Annotated in this window: 1 protein-coding gene; it reads left to right on the top strand. The window is 34.5% G+C overall.

Annotation, left to right across the window (positions count from 1 at the left end):
- Positions 1-267 precede the first annotated feature (267 nt).
- The coding region (locus tag LPB88_RS23635; protein ID WP_230718248.1) for a condensation domain-containing protein at positions 268-1,900 on the top strand (1,633 nt) is incomplete at its 3' end.

Consider the following 1,900-nt stretch of genomic DNA (forward strand, 5'->3'; position numbering starts at 1 on the left):
AGTTACAAGATTAATGAATCTTATCTATAAAGAAATTGATGTAAAAATCACTTTCAATGACATATTTAAAAATATGGTATTGGAAAGCCAGGCTGCTTTAATCGAAAATATACAGATGACTTATGAGGTTAATCTAGATAATGAAACTACTGAAAATTTTATTTTTTAAAAAAGCTAACTATCGTATGAGAAAAATAAAACTGGAAAAAACAACAGTAATCAAAATGGGGTTAGAAGAACAATTAAACAGTAAATTCCAATAAAATAATGCAAATACTACTTAAAAAATTATTTCAATCAAACGTGAATATTGAGGTAATTGATGGAAAACTAGATATTAAAGCTCCAGTTGGAGTTATTACAGAAGATATATTAAACGAAATAAAATTTTATAAAAAAGATTTAATTGATTTTTTTAGTCGATATAAAGGTGATAGCGAATATACTGCAATCCCAAAGGCACCTGAAAGCGAATCTTATCCCTTAACGGATTCTCAAAGACGATTGTGGATAATGAGCCAATTAGAAGGCGGTTCGCTGGCGTATAATATGCCCGGAGCAGTTACGCTAAAAGGAAATATAGACACCAATAAATTCGAAGAATCGTTTAAGCTTTTATTACAACGTCATGAAATACTTCGAACGTATTTCAAAGCAGATAATCAGGGTGATATCAGACAATATATTATTCCAAGCGAACAATTAGATTTTAAGATATCCAGTGAAGACTTCAGTTTTGCAGAAAACCAGCAAGAAGCTATTGCAAAATATATAGAAGAAAGAAACCATGAGATCTTTGATTTAGAACAGGTGCCTCTTATAAGAGCTTCATTGTTGAAGGTAAAAGAGCAGGAGTATGTTTTCTTTTTATCGATGCATCATATCATTGGAGACGGCTGGTCTATGCAACTGCTGGTGTCTGAAGTTGTAGAGGCCTATAACAGATTAATACAGGGGAAAAAAGTTGATTTTCCGGAATTGGGCATTCAGTATAAAGACTATGCTTTTTGGCTCAATGGAGCATTACAGCAAGCCAAACATCGGGCTTCAGAAGCTTATTGGTTAAATCAATTTGAGGGAGAATTACCTGTTTTGGATCTTCCGAGTTTTAAGACACGTCCTTTGGTTCAGACCTATAATGGGGCGAATATCAGCCATCATTTTCCAGAAGCATTTTTAGAGGAATTAAAAGCATTTTCAAAAGCGCAGGATGTTACACTGTTTATGACACTTATGGCGGGAATCAATACTTTATTGCATAAGTATTCGGGTCAGAATGACATTATAGTAGGAACACCAATAGCGGGCAGGGAACATCCTGATTTAGAAAATCAGCTGGGTTTATATTTAAATACACTTGCCATCCGCACTCGATTTGAGCAAGGGGGCAGCTTTTTAGATTTGGTATCTGCCCAGAAAAAAAACCTTTTGGGAGCTTACGAACATCAGAGTTATCCATTTGATGCCTTAGTAGGAAAGTTAAATGTGCAAAGAGACCCAAGCCGTTCTGCATTATTTGATGTTTTGGTTGTTTTACAAAACCAGGGCCAATTGAATAATCTAAAAGCCGAAGAACTCAGAGAGCTTGAGATGGGGCCTTATGAGTTTTCTAACGCAACAGCCCAGTTTGATATCAGTTTTACTTTTGTCGAATCAGAGGGATTGAGTTTAATAGTTTCTTATAATACAGACATCTATGATGAGTATCTGATAGAGAGAATGTTTACCCATTTTGAAAACCTGCTTAAGGAATCTTTAGAACAGCCCGAAAGACTGATTCAGGAAATTGGTTACCTAACATTTGAAGAGCAGAATCAATTATTGATAGAATTTAATGACACAGATTCAGAGTATCCAAAAGACAAGACAATCATAGATTTATTTGAAGAACAGGTTAGAA

Origin of the sequence: Flavobacterium sp. JAS (assembly GCF_020991455.1) — a bacterium.
GTDB lineage: Bacteria > Bacteroidota > Bacteroidia > Flavobacteriales > Flavobacteriaceae > Flavobacterium.